We start from the raw sequence: 16,810 nt of genomic DNA, 5'->3' as shown, positions 1-16,810 counted from the left end.
CGCGCGAGTGGCCTGCGTTGGCTAGTCGCGTTTCGGCTGGGCGGTCAACGGCTGGGCGGTCACCTGCCGAGCGGTCACCTGCCGAGCGGGTGGTCACCTTGCGGTGGGCGGGGTGCCACGCGGGTCGGCTGGCGTTGGCATGTCGCGTTCCAGCGAGGCGGTCACCTGCCGGGCGGACGGTCACCTTGCGAGAGTGGCCGGGCGGGCAGTACCGAGCCGGTGCCGGTCATCGCCGCTTCGCGACGATAGCGATTGGGGCTTGACCTTGAGCCTCTGGCGGGATGCTTGACGGCCGGAAAAGGCCGGGCTGAAAAGCGCCCGGCCGTGCCCATGAGGGGAGCATCCCGCCCACTCAAGGTAAAGCCCCAATCGCCGAGTGCGTGGGTCACCACCGCTTCACCGGCAGGTCTTGGTTCACACGCCTCGGCTTCGCCATTGCCGTTGGCGGAAGGTGGCTTGGCTTCGCCGTTGCCCGTTGGGTGCGGAGAGACGTCTCGGCTTCGCCGTTGCGTTGGACGGCAGGGTGGCTCGGCTTCGCCGTTGCCCTGACCGTGTAAGGGGGAGGGGGAGTCGTCTTGAGGCGTTGCACGTGTCGACAAGTCGCCATCGGATGCTGCACTCCTCGCTGGGCTTGCGTGTCAGCGGGACTGTCTGTTGTTCGCGTCGCGACTGTCAGGCGGGATGTCCGTCCAGCTCGGAGCTGAGTTCCTCCTGCCCCCGCCATCTCGTCTCGCGCTCGTTCTGGCTGGGACAGCAAACGGCCCCTGGTTCCGGTGGGAACCAGGGGCCGTGAGTGAAAGCTGAGCCGTCAGGGCTTGGTGAAGATGATGACCCGACGCTGCGGCTCCTCACCCTCGCTCTCGCTGTGCACGCCCGCGACCGCGGCGACGGCGTCGTGGACGACCTTGCGCTCGAACGGGGTCATGGGGTGCAGGCGGGCGCGCTCGCCTGAGGCGGCCACCTTCTCCGCGGTGGTGCGGCCCATTTCGGCCAGTTCGGCGCGGCGGCCCGCTCGCCACTGGGCGATGTCGAGCATCAGGCGGGAGCGAACTCCCGTTTCCTGCTGCACGGCGAGGCGGGTGAGTTCCTGGAGCGACTCGAGGACGTTGCCTCGGGGGCCCACCAGCTTGGCGAGGTCCTCGCCGCCGTCGATGCTGACGATGGCCCGGCCGCTTTCCACGTCCAGGTCGATGTCGCCGTCGTAGTCGAGCAGGTCGAGGAGGCGCTCGAGGTAGTCGCCCGCGATGTCGCCTTCCTGGACGAGCAGGTCCTCGGTCTTGCTCTGCGACTGCGGCTCGGCCGCAGCCTCGGACTCGGCCGAGGCGTCTGACGACGCCTCCACGTCGTCGGTCGCCTGCAAGGTCTCCGACACGATGTCTCCTCTCCGGGGCGAACGCCCGAAATCAGCGGCGCTTCTTGCTGCCCGGCTTCTTGCTGGTGGATCGGCCTGGGGTCAGGCCGGGGATCTCGGTGTTGGAGTTGCCGTTGGCGGCGGTCTCCGACGACGCCGACGGGGAGGGGCCGCTCGGGCCCGCGGTCGGCATGCGCTTGGCGCCGTTGGCCGGCTTGGCTCCCGGTGCGGGCTTCTTCGGGTTCACCGGCTTCACACCCGGCTTCGGGGCGAGGGCCTGGCGGGTCTCGACGACCGTCGCCTTCTTCTCCTCTTCCTCGGAGTCGATGCGCTTGTACACGAAGTGCTGCTGGCCGAGGGTCCACGCGTTGTTGGACAGCCAGTACAGCAGGATCGCGACCGGGAAGAAGAAGCCGCCGGCGAGGACGCCCAGGGGGAAGACCCAGAGCGTCAGCTTGTTCATGATGGCGGTCTGCGGGTTGTCCAGTGCCGACGCGTTCTGACGGGCCACCGAGTGACGGGCCGTGAAGTGGGTCGCGATGGACGCCACGATCATCAGCGGCACCGACAGCAGGATGACGTTCAGGCGCTCCGTGCCGTACGTCGCGAGCTGGTCGGCCGGCATCGTGATGAACGTCGAGAGGTTCGTGCCGAAGAGCTTGGCGTTGACGAACGAGTCGACGCCCTGCTTGTCGAAGAAGTAGACCTCGCCCCAGCCGGGCTTGAACGAGCGCAGCACGTGGAACAGACCGATGAACACCGGGATCTGCACCAGCATGGGCAGGCAGCCGCCGAGCGGGTTGACGCCGTGCTCGGACTGGAGCTTCTGCATCTCCTGCGCCTGGCGCTGGCGGTCGTTCGGGAACTTCTTCTTGATCTTCTGCATCTCCGGCGCGAACTCCTGCATCTTTCGCATGGAGCGCACCTGGCCGACGAACGGCTTGAAGAGGATGGCGCGGAGGGTGAAGACCAGGAAGATGACGGCCAGGGCCCAGGCGAAGCCGCTCGACTCACCGAAGACTTTGCCGAACACCCAGTGCCAACACCACAAGATGAAGGACACCGGGTAGTAGATGAAGTTGAGCACGGAGCTACTCCTCGGTGGATACGTCGGGGACCTGCCGCCTCGGCGGAACGGGGTCCAGGCCTCCAGGGTGCCAGGGTCCGCAGCGCAGCAACCGGCGGATGGTCAGCCAGGTTCCGCGCAGCGCACCGTGGACGGTCAACGCCTCCACCGCGTAAGCGCTGCAGCTCGGGTAGAAGCGACAGGTCGGCGGCAGCAGCGGTGAGATGAACCGCCGGTAGAAGTGCACCGGCAGCAGCGCGACCTTCGCGGGCAACGTGGTCATCGCAGCACCTTGCGCAGGGCGGAAGAGAAATCAGCGGCGAGCTCGGAACTCGACGCTTCGGCTGCTGGAGCCAACGCGCGCACCACGACGAGAGTTCCCGGCGGCAGTTCAGCCAGTGCCGGGCGCACGACGTGACGCAGACGTCTGTAGACACGGTGGCGAACCACCGAGTTGCCCACGGCCTTGCTCACGACGAAGCCCACCTTGGACGAATCCAAGGTGGGCACGTCGGGCTTCAAGACGTGGACGACCAACCGGGGCCGTCCGGCGCGGCGGCCTCGGCGGACCACCAGGCCGAAGTCCTGGCTGCGGGTGAGCCGGGCGGCCGGTGGTAGCACGACGACGCTGCGCTTACCAGCCGCTGTCAGGCGGACAGCGTGTCACGGCCCTTGCTGCGGCGCGCAGCCAGAATGGCGCGGCCGGCGCGGGTCCGCATGCGCAGCCGGAAGCCGTGCGTCTTCGCGCGGCGGCGGTTGTTGGGCTGGAAGGTGCGCTTACCCTTGCTCACGGTCGGTCTCCCGGTGCTTCACTGCTGACAAAGCCTGTGTGGTTGTCCCCGACGACAGTGGACGTAGGCGCGCGAAAGGCGCCCGTCGCAAGCGGGAGACTCGTACGAGGGTACGCATGCCCGGGTGCGGCAACCAAATCGGGGTGCCCTGGGCCACGTCTTGTGAGGCGTGCCGAGCCTTGTTACCGTTCGTCCTTCGCGCGTGCCGGGGTTGGCGTGGGAGCCGCCGCCTGACCGGCAACACAACGCACCTTTTAGTGCACAGTTGTGGATAACTCTGTGGATACCTCTATCCTCCGTGTCCACATGTGGAGTCTTGGGCTCCGGTGGAGGGGAGGGGAGCGCGGAGTGTCGAACCAGCAGGTCGATCTTGGTCTCGTGTGGGCCGAGGTAGTGCAGGAACTGGCTACGAGCCACCTGTCCCCTCAGCAGCGCGCGTGGATGAGGGTCACCCGTCCGATCGGTTTGCTGGATGGAACGGCACTGCTCGCGGCCCCCAGCGACTTCGCGAAAGAGGCGATCGAACGCGCACTGCGCGACCCGATCACCGCGGCGCTCTCCCGCAGGCTGGGCCGCACTGTCTCCCTCGCGGTGAAGGTGGACTCGCCGGAACCCGTCAGTCCCGTGAGCCCGCCGACCACGCCGATCCCGGTCCAGGCGATCCAGCAGGTGGCGCCGATGCCGGGGATCCAGGGCGTTCCCCACGGCGACACGCCCGGCCTCGCGGACGAGCCGACCAACGTCGACGGCGCCGAGGAAGAGGTCGACGAAGCCGGCGACGCGCTCGCCGCCGTCACCGAGATCTGGCCCACCTTCAACACCGCCAGCGCGGCGGGCGGCGCGACGCCGAACGGGAACCTCCCGTACACCCGGCCCGCGAACCCGTCGCCGTCGCAGACGCGCCTGAACGAGAAGTACAACTTCGACACGTTCGTCATCGGCGCCTCGAACCGGTTCGCGCACGCCGCGGCGGTCGCGGTGGCCGAGGCTCCGGCCCGTGCGTACAACCCGCTCTTCATCTGGGGCGAGAGCGGCCTCGGCAAGACGCACCTGCTGCACGCCGTCGGGCACTACGCCCAGCGCCTGTTCCCCGGCATGCGCGTGAGGTACGTGTCAACCGAGGAGTTCACCAACGACTTCATCAACTCGCTGCGTGACGACCGCAAGGTCGCCTTCCAGCGCCGCTACCGGGACATCGACGTTCTTCTCGTCGACGACATCCAGTTCCTGGAGGGCAAGGAAGGTACGCAGGAGGAGTTCTTCCACACGTTCAACACGCTCCACAACACGAACAAGCAGATCGTGGTGTCGAGCGACCGGCCGCCCAAGCGGCTGGAGACGCTGGAAGACCGCCTGCGCACGCGGTTCGAGTGGGGCCTGATCACGGACATCCAGCCGCCCGAGCTGGAGACCCGGATCGCGATCCTCCGCAAGAAGGCGGCCCAGGACCGGCTCGCGGCCCCGGCCGACGTGCTGGAGTTCATCGCCTCCCGCATAGAACGCAACATCCGCGAGCTCGAAGGCGCGCTCATCCGCGTCACGGCGTTCGCGTCGCTCAACCGCCAGCCGGTCGACATCCAGCTCGCCGAGATCGTGCTGCGCGATCTGATCCCGGACTCGCACGCGCCGGAGATCACCGCACCGATGATCATGGCGGTCACCGCCGAGTTCTTCGGTGTGTCGATCGACGACCTGTGCGGCCCCGGCAAGACGAAGGCGCTCGCGCAGGCACGGCAGATCTCCATGTACCTGTGCCGCGAACTGACGGACCTGTCGCTGCCGAAGATCGGTCAGACGTTCGGCGGCCGCGACCACACGACGGTCATGCACGCGGACAAGAAGATCCGCAAGGAGATGGCAGAGCGCCGGCGGATCTACGACCAGGTGCAGGAACTGACGTCCCGGATCAAGCAGCGCGCTCGCCACGCTCCCTGATCCACCCGGGTGGCATCGAAGGGGTCCTCCATCGCGGAGGGCCCCTTTTTCGTTCGCCGCGGCGGAGCGGGCGAACGGACCCCTGCGCCTGGGGACGCGACGAGCGGACGCGATGGCGAGCACCCGGGTACGCGGCTGCCGCTCGACGGCCAACACCCGGGGACGGCTTCAGCGAAGTGATGGGACTGCATCAGTGCGTGCGGCTCCAACCACCACCACGCGCCGCACACGTACCCGGGTAGACGCGGGCCGATCGGCCGCCCGCCGAGGCTTTCTGTTCGCCCCCGGCACTCGAAGGGGTGGGGACAACTGGAAAAGTCTGTGGCCCCGGCCACGATCTGGCCACAGAAGCCTGTTGAACACCCGGGTACAACTGGCCCGCACCCGGGGACGCACCCGGGGACAACTGTGGACGATCTGTGGATCGAGAGCTGTGCACAACTGGCTGTCCCCGGGTGCGCCGATCTGTCCCCGGGTGCCATCCCCCCTTAGTCCACATGGTGGGTGACACCTTGACCTGCAGGTTTAACGGCTGTCCCCACAATCCACAACCCTTACTGTTACTGCTGTTTGATCTCTTCTAGAGAGAACTCAAAAGCAAAACAGCGGTGGATGGTTCCCGGGGATCGGTGCCGAACCCCGAAGTGACGGGAAGGGCCAGGACGCTCTAACGTTGTTGCTCCGCACCTCGGTCAGCTCGGTCAGCCGAGGTCGAGGCTCCCTAACCCCCACTGGCACGTTGTCGTGGTTGGGCTTGTCGACTGTCGAGGAAAGGACGCCTCATGAAGATCCGCGTCGAACGCGACGGCCTGGCCGACGCAGTCGCCTGGGTCGCTCGCAGCCTTCCGTCCCGTCCACCGGTTCCCGTGCTGGGCGGCGTGCTGCTCGACGCGGAGTCGGACGACTCGCTGACGGTCTCCGGGTTCGACTACGAGGTCTCGGCACAGGTCGGTGTTCCCGCGACGATCGCCGACGGTGGCCGTGCTCTGGTCTCCGGGCGTCTTCTCGCCGACATCACCAAGGCGCTGCCGAACCACCCCGTCGAGATCGCGGTCGACGGCTCTCGGATGATGATCAGCTGCGGCAGTGCCAGGTTCAGCCTCCCGACGATGCCGGTCGAGGACTACCCGGCCCTGCCGTCGATGCCGCAGTTGATCGGTGAGCTTCCCGGCGAGATCTTCGGTGAGGCCGTGAGCCAGGTCGCCGTCGCGGCCGGCAAGGACGACACGCTGCCGATGCTGACCGGCGTCCGCGTCGAGATCGGCGAGGGCAAGCTGACCCTCGTCGCCACCGACCGGTTCCGCCTGGCGATGCGCGAGTTCCCGTGGGAGCCGGACGAGGCGCTCGGTGAGGTCGCGGTTCTCGTTCCCGCCCGCACCCTCGGCGACGCGGCCAAGACGCTCGGCTCGAACGGCGGCAAGGTCGAGATGTCCCTCGCGGCCAACGACGGACTGCTCGGTCTGTCCGGTTCCGGCAAGCGGACGACCACCCGCCTGCTCGACGCGGACTTCCCGAAGTACCGCCAGTTGCTGCCCTCAGAGCACTCGGCCGCGGCGATCATCGACATCGACGCGCTGCAGCAGGCGATCAAGCGCGTGTCGCTCGTCGCCGAGCGCGGTACGCAGGTGCGCCTCGAGTTCGTGGACGGCGGCCTGCGCCTGTCCGCCGGCGGCGACGACGAAGGTTCGGCCGAGGAAGAACTTCCGGTCGAGTACACCGGCGACGCCGTCACCATCGCGTTCAACCCGGGCTACCTGCTCGACGGACTCGGGGCCGTCCGCACGCAGAAAGTCCACTTGTCCTTCACCACACCCAGCCGACCGGCGCTGCTGAAGCCGGTGGACGAGGATGGGAACGTGGCGCCGGGCTATCTGTACCTGCTCATGCCCGTTCGCCTTCCCGGCTGAGAAAACCCTTACCGGGTAACAGAAGAACGTAGGGGAGAACACCGTGCAGCTCGGACTCGTCGGCCTCGGCAAGATGGGTTTCAACATGCGCGAGCGGGTGCGCCGGGCCGGTCACGAGGTGATCGGCTACGACCGCAACCCGGAGGTCAGCGACTCGGAGTCGTTGGCGGACATGGTGTCCAAGCTCGAAGCGCCGCGCGTCGTGTGGGTCATGGTGCCCGCGGGCGAGATCACCCGTGACACGGTGAAGGAGCTTTCCGAGCTGCTGGCGCCCGGCGACCTCGTCGTCGACGGCGGCAACTCCAAGTTCACCGACGACCGGATCCACGCGGACCTGCTGGCGGAGAAGGAGATCGGCTACCTCGACTGCGGCGTGTCCGGTGGTGTGTGGGGCCTCGACAACGGCTACGCGCTGATGGTCGGCGGCGACGCCAAGCACGTCGAGCAGGCCCAGCCGATCTTCGACGCGTTGCGTCCGGAGGGTCCGCGCGAAGAAGGTTTCGCGCACGCGGGCAAGGTCGGCGCCGGCCACTACTCGAAGATGGTGCACAACGGCATCGAGTACGGCCTGATGCAGGCGTACGCCGAGGGCTTCGAACTGCTCGACAAGACCGACGTCGTCGACAACGTGCCCGCGGTCATCACGGCGTGGCAGCGCGGAACCGTTGTGCGGTCGTGGCTTCTCGACCTGCTCGTGCGCGCGTTGGAGTCCGACCCCGAACTCGACGACCTGCGCGGTTACGTCGAGGACTCGGGCGAGGGCCGGTGGACCGTCGAGGAGGGCATCAACAACGCGGTGCCGCTCCCGGTGATCTCCGCCGCGCTCTTCGCGCGGTTCCAGTCACGCCAGGAGGACTCGCCGGCGATGCGTGCCGTCGCCGCGCTGCGCAACCAGTTCGGCGGTCACTCGGTGCACCTCGCCGGTCCGTCGTCCGGCGCGGGCAGCACTCAGGCCTAGCGAGTGCACGTCAGACACCTCCAGGTCAGCGACTTCCGTTCCTGGGAGCTCGCCGACCTGGAGCTCGAGCCCGGCGCGTCGGTGCTCGTCGGGCGCAACGGCCAGGGCAAGACGAACCTGGTCGAGGCGATCGGGTACGTGGCGACGCTGGGTTCGCACCGCGTGTCCAGCGACGCACCGCTGATCCGGCACGGCGCCCAGCGCGCCGTGGTGCGCACGGCCGTGGTCAACGAAGACCGCGAGCTGCTCGTCGAACTGGAGATCACGGCCGGCAAGTCGAACCGGGCGCGGATCAACCGGGGACCGGTGCCGCGACCGCGTGACGTGCTCGGGATTCTGCGGACCGTGTTGTTCGCGCCGGAGGACCTCTCTCTTGTGAGGGGCGATCCGAGCGACCGGCGGCGGTTCCTCGACGAGATGCTGGTGTTGCGCGCGCCCCGGTACGCCGGTGTTCGCAGCGACTACGACCGTGTCCTCAAGCAGCGCAGCGCGTTGTTGAAGACGGTGAAGCACTCCCGATCGGCGGACCTCTCGACGCTCGACGTCTGGGACGGGCATCTCGCCAAGCACGGCGCGGAGCTGCTGGCCGCGCGGTTGAAGCTGGTCCGCGACATGAAGGACCACGTGACCTCGGCCTACGCGGAGGTCGCTCCGGAGTCACGACCGGCGCTCATCTCGTACCGGTCGAGCGTCGGTGAGATCCCGGAGGACAGGGAGAGCATCGAGGATCTGCTGCTGGCCGAGCTCGACCGGGTGCGGAAGCAGGAGATCGAACGCGGCGTGTGTCTCGTCGGTCCCCACCGGGACGATCTCGACCTGACGCTCGGTGAACTCCCCGCGAAGGGCTACGCCAGTCACGGAGAGTCATGGTCTTTCGCGCTCGCCCTGCGGCTCGGCGGGTACGAACTGATGCGTGTCGACGGCATCGAACCGGTGCTCGTGCTGGACGATGTCTTCGCGGAACTCGACCGCGGCCGGCGTCGGCAGCTGGCCAAGGTGGCGGCCGCCGCCGAGCAGGTGCTGATCACCGCGGCGGTGGCGGAGGACGTTCCGGACGAGCTGACCGGGGCCCGGTTCGAGGTCCACGGCGGGGAGGTGCGACGTGTCTGACTCGGAGACTGACTCAGGGGGTTCAAAGCCCCCACATGTAGCTCGATCGGGTGTGTCCGCCCACACATCTGGGGACAAGTCTGTGGATGGTGTGGATAACTCCGTCACAAATCCGGACTTGTCCACAGATTCATTCACACCTGAGGGTGAGTCACTGAAGGGGTCCGACCTCGCGAGGGCCGCCCTGGAGGCGGCGAAGGCGAGTGCGAAGGCCCGCGGACGGGTGCCGGGGAGCAAGTCGAAGGGCCGTCCGGCCGACCGTCGCCGGCGTCGCTGGTCGGGTGCGGGGCCGGACGACCGCGACCCCCAGCCGCTCGGGCGGATCGCGTCCAGGATCGCGGCGGACCGCGGCTGGGTCGCGCAACTGCAGGGTGGCCAGGTCTTCGGTCGTTGGGCAAAATTGGTGGGCGAGGAAGTCGCCGAGCACGCGAAACCGATCGCGCTCAGTGACGGGGAACTGACGGTCCAGGCGTCGTCGACGGCGTGGGCCACTCAGCTGCGCCTTCTGCAGCGCGAGCTGATCAAGCGGATCGCCGCGGGTGTCGGCAACGGCGTCGTCAAACGACTCAAGATCAAGGGACCGGACGCGCCAAGCTGGCGACACGGCCCCAGGCACGCGCCTGGGCGCGGTCCGCGTGACACCTACGGGTGAGGTCCTGTCAAGGGCTCAGCGGCGATTCTGCGGCTCAATGAGCGTTCACCTGCGGATTTGAACCCCCGTTTCAGCGGTCCTGACCCGTCTGATGGCGCTTGAGGCGCTCTGTGACCGAATCAAAGGTGTCCTTGGCCCCGTTCTGTCGGGGTGCACCGGTAGAATCACAGAAGCGTCACCCATCACCGTGCGGGTTCTGCCCGCATCAGCGAGGAGACTCCAGGCCCGTGTCAGCTAAGAAGAATGAGTACGGCGCGTCCTCGATCACCGTCCTCGAAGGCCTCGAGGCCGTGCGCAAGAGGCCGGGCATGTACATCGGCTCGACCGGCGAGCGCGGTCTGCACCACCTGGTCCAGGAGGTTGTGGACAACTCCGTCGACGAGGCGATGGCCGGCTTCGCGACGAAGGTCGACGTCACCCTGCTGGCCAACGGCGGCGTCCGGGTGATCGACGACGGTCGTGGCATCCCGATCGACATGCACCCGGTCGAGAACGTGCCGACCGTCGAGGTCGTCATGACCAAGCTGCACGCGGGCGGCAAGTTCGACAGCGACTCCTACGCGGTGTCCGGCGGTCTGCACGGCGTCGGCATCTCCGTGGTGAACGCGCTGTCCACCGCCGTCGACCTCGAGATCAGGCGCCAGGGTCACGTCTGGACCCAGCGCTACGAGGCCTCCAAGCCCGCGCACGAGCTGCGCCAGGGGGAGGCGACCGACGAGACCGGCACCACGACCACGTTCTGGGCCGACCCGGAGATCTTCGAGACCACGACGTACAACGTCGAGACGATCGCGCGCCGCCTGCAGGAAATGGCGTTCCTCAACAAGGGGATCACCATCATCCTGCGCGACGAGCGGGTCTCGGAGGAGGACGAGGTAGCCGACGCCGAGGGCCACCAGGCCGCGGTGAAGGAACGTGTCTACCACTACCCGGGTGGTCTGGAGGACTTCGTCCGCCACATCAACCACACGCGCGAAGCGGTGCACCAGAAGGTCATCGCGTTCGAGGCGAAGGGCGAGGACCTCGAGGTCGAGGTCGCGATGCAGTGGAACACCGGCTACACGGCCTCGGTCTACACCTTCGCGAACACGATCAACACGCACGAGGGCGGCACGCACGAAGAGGGCTTCCGCGCCGCGTTGACGCGTGTCGTCAACGAGTACGCGCGCGAGAAGAAGCTGCTCAAGGAGAAGGACACCAACCTCACCGGTGACGACATCCGCGAGGGTCTCGCCGCGATCATCTCGGTGAAGTTGAAGGAGCCCCAGTTCGAGGGCCAGACGAAGACCAAGCTGGGCAACAGCGAGGCCAAGTCGTTCGTGCAGAAGTCGACGAACGAGCACCTGGCCGACTGGTTCGAGCGGCACCCCAACGAGGCGAAGACGATCGTCAGCAAGGCGGTCTCGTCGGCGCAGGCCCGCATGGCCGCGCGCAAGGCCCGTGAACTGGTCCGTCGCAAGGGCGCGCTCGACATCGGCGGCCTGCCCGGCAAGCTGAAGGACTGCCGCTCCACCAACCCGGAGGAGTGCGAGCTCTACGTCGTCGAGGGCGACTCCGCGGGCGGCTCGGCCAAGGAAGGCCGGGACTCCATGTACCAGGCCATCCTGCCGATCCGCGGCAAGATCATCAACGTGGAGAAGGCGCGCATCGACCGCGTGCTGAAGAACAACGAGGTCCAGAGCATGATCACCGCTCTGGGCACGAGCATCCACGACGAGTTCGACCTGTCGAAGCTGCGCTATCACAAGATCATCCTGATGGCCGACGCCGACGTCGACGGCCAGCACATCCGCACGCTGCTGCTCACGCTGCTGTTCCGCTTCATGCAGCCGCTCCTCGAACACGGGCACGTCTACCTCGCCCAGCCGCCGCTCTACAAGATCAAGTGGCAGCGGATCGAGCCGGAGTACGCGTACTCCGACCGCGAGCGCGACGGCCTGATCAAGGAAGGCCTCGCCGCCGGCAAGAAGCTCGGCAAGGACGACAACATCCAGCGCTACAAGGGTCTCGGCGAGATGAACGCCGCGGAGCTGTGGGAGACCACGATGGACCCCGCGAACCGGGTGCTCCTCCAGGTCACCATGGACGACGCCGCCACCGCGGACGAGCTGTTCAGCGTGCTCATGGGTGAGGACGTCGAGGCGCGCCGCTCGTTCATCACGCGTAACGCCAAGGACGTGAAGTTCCTGGACGTCTGAGTCCGGTCCCTTCTAGACATCCACGGCTGGCGAAGAGGAAAGAAGAACCGTGACTGAGACGACCCTTCCGCCGGAGCACGACCGCACCGAGCCGGTCGACATCCAGCAGGAGATGCAGAACTCCTACATCGCGTACGCGATGAGCGTCATCGTCGGCCGAGCACTGCCGGACGTGCGTGACGGACTCAAGCCCGTCCACATCCGCGTCCTCTACTCGATGTTCGACTCGGGGTTCCGGCCGGACCGCGGCTACAACAAGTGCGCCCGTGTCGTCGGCGACGTGATGGGCAACTACCACCCGCACGGCGACTCGTCGATCTACGACGCGCTCGTGCGGCTCGCCCAGCCGTGGGCCATGCGCTACCCGTTGATCGACGGGCAGGGCAACTTCGGCTCACCGGGCAACGACCCGGCCGCCGCGATGCGCTACACCGAGTGCCGCCTCACCCCGCTGGCCATGCAGATGCTCGCGGACATCGAGGAAGAGACCGTCGACTTCCGCGACAACTACGACGGCCGCATCCAGGAGCCGACGGTCCTGCCGTCCCGCATCCCCAACCTGCTGATCAACGGCAGCTCGGGCATCGCGGTCGGCATGGCGACGAACATCCCGCCGCACAACCTTCGCGAGGTCGCGTCGGGCGTGGTGTGGGCACTGGACAACTGGGAGGCCTCCGACGAGGAGACCCTCGAGGCCGTGATGGAGCGGATCAAGGGCCCGGACTTCCCGACGCACGGCCAGATCCTCGGCAACTCGGGCATCCAGGACGCGTACCGCACCGGTCGCGGCTCGGTGAAGATGCGCGCGGTCATCGAGGTCGACGAGGACGCCAAGGGCCGCACGATCCTGGTCGTCACCGAGCTGCCGTACCAGGTCAACCCGGACAACCTCGTCGAGAACATCGCCGCGCTCGTGCGCGACGCGAAGCTCACCGGCATCTCGAACATCGCGGACGAGTCGAACAGCCGTCGCGGCATGCGCATCGTGGTCACGCTCAAGCGCGACGCGGTGGCGAAGGTCGTGCTGAACAACCTCTACAAGCACACCCAGCTGCAGTACTCGTTCGGCGTGAACATGCTGGCGCTGGTCGACGGCGTGCCGCGCACCCTGCGGCTCGACCAGATGATCCGCCACTACGTGAAGCACCAGATCGAGGTCATCGTCCGGCGGACCAGGTTCCGCCTGCGCAAGGCCGAGGAGCGCGCGCACGTGTTGCGCGGCCTGGTCAAGGCGCTCGACCACCTCGACGAGGTCATCGCGCTGATCCGCCGGTCGCAGACGCCGGACATCGCGCGCACGGGCCTGATGGAGCTGCTCGGCGTCGACGAGATCCAGGCGAACGCGATCCTGGAGATGCAGCTGCGCCGCCTGGCCGCCCTGGAGCGCCAGAAGATCATCGACCAGTTGGCCGAGATCGAGATCGAGATCGCGGACCTCAAGGACATCCTCGAGAAGCCGGAGCGGCAGCGCGCCATCGTGCGCGACGAGCTCATGGCCATTGTGGACAAGTACGGCGACGACCGGCGCACGGAGATCATCCCGTTCGACGGCGACGTGTCCATGGAGGATCTGATCGCGGTCGAGGACGTGGTCGTCACGATCACGCGCACCGGCTACGCGAAGCGCACCAAGACCGACCTCTACCGGGCGCAGAAGCGCGGCGGCAAGGGCGTTCAGGGCGCGCAACTCAAGCAGGACGACATCGTCGCGCACTTCTTCGTGTGCTCGACGCACGACTGGATCCTGTTCTTCACGAACAAGGGCCGTGTGTACCGCACGAAGGCGTACGAACTGCCTGAGGCGAACCGCAACGCCCGCGGCCAGCACGTCGCGAACCTCCTCGCGTTCCAGCCGGAGGAGGAGATCGCGCAGGTCATCCAGATCCCGAACTACCTCGTGTCGCCGTACCTGGTGCTCGCCACTCGCAAGGGTCTGGTGAAGAAGTCGAAGCTCTCCGACTTCGATTCCAACCGATCGGGTGGACTTATCGGCATCAACCTGCGCGAGGACGACGAGCTGGTCGGAGCGGTGCTCTGCTCGGCCGACGACGACCTGCTCATGGTCTCCGCCGATGGCCAGTCGATCCGCTTCCACGCGACCGACGACGTGCTGCGCCCCATGGGTCGCGCCACGTCAGGTGTGCAGGGCATGCGGTTCAACGCCGATGACGAGCTGCTTTCCGTCGGCGTCGTCCAGGAGGGCCTGTTCGTTTTGGTCGCGACGGACGGTGGGTACTCGAAGCGAACGCCGATCGAGGACTACCCGGTCCAGGGCCGTGGCGGCAAGGGTGTGCTGACCATTCAGCACGACCGCCGACGTGGCAGGCTGGTGGGCGCGCTCATCGTCGACGTCGACGACGAGCTCTACGCCATCACCTCGACGGGCGGGGTCATCCGGACCCGAGCCGAGCAGGTGCGCAAGGCTGGACGGCAGACGAAGGGCGTGCGGCTGATGAACCTCGGCGAGAGCACCACTTTGATCGCCGTCGCACGCAACGCGGATGAGCCCAGCGACGTCACTATCAGTGAAGCGTCTGCTGCGGAGGATTCTGCCGCCGACCAGGCAGCCACCCCCACCGACTCGGCTGAGTAGTCGGAATCGCTAGCGAGAGGTCAAGGACAAGCTCGTGACTCCACCCGAGAACCGCGAAGGTCGGGACGCGGACAAGACCGCGGTGATCACCAAACCGACTCCCCAGAAATCTGCGGAGAAGAAGTCGGACTCGACCGCCCCGGCGGCCTCCGGTTCCTCGGGTGGAAACGCGCAGGACAAGACCAAGCCGGTGTCGGCGGAGAAGGCGGCCGAGGCCGCCACCCCCGCCGCACCCGCCAAGGAGAAGGCTCAGGAGAAGCCGGCCGCACCGGCCGCCACTCCTGCTCCGGCTCCCGCCCCGGCCGCCGCGACCCCGGCCCCGGCTCCCGCACCGGCTGCTCCGGCAGAGGAGAAGACGGTCTCGCTCGGCACCGCGGCACCCGCGGCTCCGGCCGCGCCCGTCGCCGACGAGCCGGTCGTCGTCTCGGCACCGCCGCCCTGGCAGCGAGTGACGAACGACACGGAGGCCACCCAGCACGACGCGACGGAGACGTACGTGGCTCCGTCCGCGCCGCCCACTCCGTCGGCCACGGAACCGTCGCCGGCCTTCCCGGTCACCGACCCGGACACCGTCAAGGTGCAGAAGCCCGTGGTCACCGGCTCGGCCGTGCCGGTGGGCCTGGGCAGCAGCCGCACGTCGGTGAACATGGGCAACAGCGCCCGCCCCGCGGCGTCCAGCCCGTCGGCCCGCCGTCCCGGCCGCGGCCCGCGCCGCGCCTCGCTCCAGGTGAAGCGCGTCGACCCGTGGTCGGTGCTCAAGCTGGCCCTGGTGCTCGGCGTCGCGTTGTTCTTCGTCTGGCTCGTGGCAGTCGGTGTGCTCTACGGCGTCCTGCACGGCATGGGCGTCTGGGACAAGATCAACAGCACCGCGAACGACCTGCTCCAGGCCAACGAGCCGGGCGAACCGCTGATCAGTGCCGGTCGCGTGTTCGGCGTCTCGGCGATCATCGGCGCGGTCAACATCGTGCTGTTCACGGCCCTCGCAACCGTGGGTGCGTTCGTCTACAACGTGTCCGCGGATCTGGCCGGTGGCTTGGAGTTGACGCTCTCCGAGCGTGAGTGACCCCCGATTTGGGAGCGGCGAGGACGATCCTGTAAGGTTCTCCTCGTCGCCCCGAGGGGTGACAGTTTGATCGAGGGCCTATAGCTCAGGCGGTTAGAGCGCTTCACTGATAATGAAGAGGTCGGAGGTTCAAGTCCTCCTAGGCCCACTCGATTCGAAAACTTCTCTCGAATCACTATCTCGATTCTGTCCGGACGTTGAGTTCCGGAGCCCCGGCCGAAGACCCAAGAAGCCTGTAGGCTGGTCCGGTAGTCGGGGCATAACTGTCTTTGGAGGGGTTCAGAGTGGCTAAGAAGATCATCGCACTCGTCGTGGTCGCCGGTGCGGTCCTGTTCTTCGTTAAGCGCAGCCGTTCGGCGAAGGCCGACGCGGACCTGTGGCGCGAGGCCACCGCTCCCACCGACTGATCTTTGCTCTGACGGGCGGTTCGCCGCCCCCAGACTTGGGGACGTAGCTCAATTGGCAGAGCACCGCCTTTGCAAGGCGGGGGTTAGGGGTTCGATTCCCCTCGTCTCCATTCGTTCCTCGGGCCGAGGAGTGTCTGCAGAAAGCGCAGACCTCCTCGGCCCGAAGTGTTTTTTGGGGGCCGAGCCCCCAAACCCCATGCCGGGGGCAAGCCCCCGGACCCCCAGCCGTCTCGGCGGCCCATCAGGCGACTGCTCGGTGGTGACGCAGAAGCCCCGCTCGCGTCGTTGCGAACGGGGCATCAGTGCGTTCCGCGCATCACGTCACGCTGCGGTGAGTGACTTCTTCGGCGACTTGCGAAGCGTGTCGATGCTCCAGGCGCCGGCACCTGTGAACGCCAGCAACAGGAACGCCCACGAGTAGACGGCCGCGAGCTCGCCGCCGTTCTCGATCGGCAGCAGTCCCTGCGGCTGGTGCACCACGAAGTAGGCGTAGGCCATGGCGCCGGAGCTGAGCAGCGCCGCCCAGCGGGTCCACAGGCCGATGAGGATCAGGCCGCCACCGATCAGTTCGATGAGAGCCATCGGGCCGGCGGGCCAGGACAGCAGCTCGACTCCCTTGGACAGCTTCTGCACCCCGTGAAACACGAAGAACAGTCCGATGACGATGCGGAAGAGTGCGACAGCGTGCTCTCGTCGTTGCTCCAGGAACTCCATGAGCGGTGTCCTTCCAAGGCGGGGCAGGGGCAGGGGCACAAAAGGTATGGACCAATTTAGAGTGT

Annotated in this window: 14 protein-coding genes, 2 tRNA genes and 1 pseudogene; 11 read left to right on the top strand and 6 right to left on the bottom strand. The window is 67.3% G+C overall.

Annotation, left to right across the window (positions count from 1 at the left end; genetic code table 11):
- Nucleotides 1-808 precede the first annotated feature (808 nt).
- The 5 genes from ACIRG5_RS12435 to rpmH are packed head-to-tail and all read right to left on the bottom strand — an operon-like array spanning nt 809 to nt 3,208.
- The gene (locus ACIRG5_RS12435; protein ID WP_319976357.1) at nt 809-1,372 is read right to left on the bottom strand and encodes a R3H domain-containing nucleic acid-binding protein; all 564 of its coding nucleotides are present in this window, start codon (nt 1,370-1,372) and stop codon (nt 809-811) included.
- Nucleotides 1,373-1,403: 31 nt separating this feature from the next.
- Nucleotides 1,404-2,438: a membrane protein insertase YidC gene (yidC, locus tag ACIRG5_RS12430; RefSeq protein ID WP_402903993.1), complete on the bottom strand. Its 1,035-nt coding sequence runs from the start codon at nt 2,436-2,438 to the stop codon at nt 1,404-1,406.
- Between the two features lie 4 nt (nt 2,439-2,442).
- Entirely contained in the window at nt 2,443-2,700 is a 258-nt protein-coding gene (gene yidD, locus ACIRG5_RS12425; protein WP_030465621.1) for a membrane protein insertion efficiency factor YidD, read from the bottom strand.
- Nucleotides 2,697-3,038 (bottom strand): ribonuclease P protein component, encoded by a 342-nt coding sequence (rnpA, locus tag ACIRG5_RS12420; protein WP_402903990.1) that lies wholly within the window; start codon nt 3,036-3,038, stop codon nt 2,697-2,699. Before rnpA ends, yidD begins: the two co-directional genes overlap by 4 nt.
- A 26-nt stretch (nt 3,039-3,064) precedes the next feature.
- A complete protein-coding gene (gene rpmH, locus ACIRG5_RS12415) occupies nt 3,065-3,208 on the bottom strand; it encodes a 50S ribosomal protein L34 (RefSeq protein WP_189157525.1) in 144 nt (47 codons plus the stop codon).
- Nucleotides 3,209-3,556: 348 nt separating this feature from the next.
- Between rpmH and dnaA the strand changes: the two genes are divergently transcribed.
- From dnaA to ACIRG5_RS12360, 11 genes and pseudogenes are all read left to right on the top strand, one after another.
- Nucleotides 3,557-5,143: a chromosomal replication initiator protein DnaA gene (gene dnaA, locus ACIRG5_RS12410; protein WP_402903987.1), complete on the top strand. Its 1,587-nt coding sequence runs from the start codon at nt 3,557-3,559 to the stop codon at nt 5,141-5,143.
- Nucleotides 5,144-5,925: 782 nt separating this feature from the next.
- Nucleotides 5,926-7,050: a DNA polymerase III subunit beta gene (gene dnaN, locus ACIRG5_RS12405; protein WP_402903984.1), complete on the top strand. Its 1,125-nt coding sequence runs from the start codon at nt 5,926-5,928 to the stop codon at nt 7,048-7,050.
- 43 nt (nt 7,051-7,093) lie between these two features.
- Nucleotides 7,094-8,008, top strand: coding sequence for a phosphogluconate dehydrogenase (NAD(+)-dependent, decarboxylating) (gnd, locus tag ACIRG5_RS12400; protein ID WP_319976352.1), 915 nt, complete (start codon nt 7,094-7,096; stop codon nt 8,006-8,008).
- Nucleotides 8,009-8,011: 3 nt separating this feature from the next.
- Complete coding sequence (recF, locus tag ACIRG5_RS12395; protein WP_402903982.1) at nt 8,012-9,118, top strand: DNA replication/repair protein RecF; 1,107 nt, start codon at nt 8,012-8,014, stop codon at nt 9,116-9,118.
- 118 nt (nt 9,119-9,236) lie between these two features.
- Nucleotides 9,237-9,770 (top strand): DUF721 domain-containing protein, encoded by a 534-nt coding sequence (locus tag ACIRG5_RS12390; protein ID WP_402903979.1) that lies wholly within the window; start codon nt 9,237-9,239, stop codon nt 9,768-9,770.
- Nucleotides 9,771-9,997: 227 nt separating this feature from the next.
- Nucleotides 9,998-11,968: a DNA topoisomerase (ATP-hydrolyzing) subunit B gene (gyrB, locus tag ACIRG5_RS12385; RefSeq protein WP_402903977.1), complete on the top strand. Its 1,971-nt coding sequence runs from the start codon at nt 9,998-10,000 to the stop codon at nt 11,966-11,968.
- Between the two features lie 49 nt (nt 11,969-12,017).
- Entirely contained in the window at nt 12,018-14,561 is a 2,544-nt protein-coding gene (gene gyrA / locus ACIRG5_RS12380; RefSeq protein WP_402903974.1) for a DNA gyrase subunit A, read from the top strand.
- A 34-nt stretch (nt 14,562-14,595) separates the two neighbouring features.
- A complete protein-coding gene (locus tag ACIRG5_RS12375) occupies nt 14,596-15,624 on the top strand; it encodes a DUF3566 domain-containing protein (protein ID WP_402903971.1) in 1,029 nt (342 codons plus the stop codon).
- Nucleotides 15,625-15,698: 74 nt separating this feature from the next.
- Nucleotides 15,699-15,772 (top strand) — tRNA-Ile (locus ACIRG5_RS12370).
- 136 nt (nt 15,773-15,908) lie between these two features.
- A pseudogene (locus ACIRG5_RS12365) lies at nt 15,909-16,028 on the top strand (DLW-39 family protein); the annotation flags it as partial.
- Between the two features lie 40 nt (nt 16,029-16,068).
- Nucleotides 16,069-16,141, top strand: a tRNA-Ala gene (locus tag ACIRG5_RS12360).
- Nucleotides 16,142-16,352: 211 nt separating this feature from the next.
- On the opposite strand, the gene ACIRG5_RS12355 is transcribed toward ACIRG5_RS12360, so the two are convergent.
- Entirely contained in the window at nt 16,353-16,745 is a 393-nt protein-coding gene (locus tag ACIRG5_RS12355) for a DoxX family protein (RefSeq protein WP_402903968.1), read from the bottom strand.
- Nucleotides 16,746-16,810 lie beyond the last annotated feature (65 nt).

Source organism: Lentzea sp. NPDC102401, from assembly GCF_044765805.1.
Lineage (GTDB): Bacteria > Actinomycetota > Actinomycetes > Mycobacteriales > Pseudonocardiaceae > Lentzea > Lentzea sokolovensis.
This window is presented reverse-complemented; position numbering and strand designations above follow the sequence as displayed.